We start from the raw sequence: 290 nt of genomic DNA on the forward strand, positions 1-290 counted from the left end.
TGTGGCCGATTTGAGTGGGTTGTGTTGGATTGGAATAAGCCTGCTATAGATTTTTATGACAGTATAGGTGCAAAACCACAAACTGAATGGATTATTTATCGTTTAACGGGCCAAGAGTTAATAGATTTCGCTAAATAGTTGAGTACCGATTGTGGCTAGCAATGGTTTAAAATTTATTTAAACTTTGTCGCAGTCAATTATTAAAAGAGCTGTTTATGATTTCATCTTACTGGCAAAAAGCACGTCAAAGTCGCGATCACCGTTTTGATGGTCTTTTCTATGTTGCAGTA

Annotated in this window: 1 pseudogene; it reads left to right on the forward strand. The window is 36.6% G+C overall.

Features of this window, described 5'->3' with window-relative positions:
- Positions 1–138, forward strand: a pseudogene (locus CWB72_RS20405) (GNAT family N-acetyltransferase); the annotation flags it as partial.
- Between the last annotated feature and the right edge of the window lie 152 nt (positions 139–290).

This window comes from Pseudoalteromonas phenolica (assembly GCF_005886345.1).
GTDB classification, from domain to species: Bacteria; Pseudomonadota; Gammaproteobacteria; order Enterobacterales; family Alteromonadaceae; genus Pseudoalteromonas; species Pseudoalteromonas phenolica_A.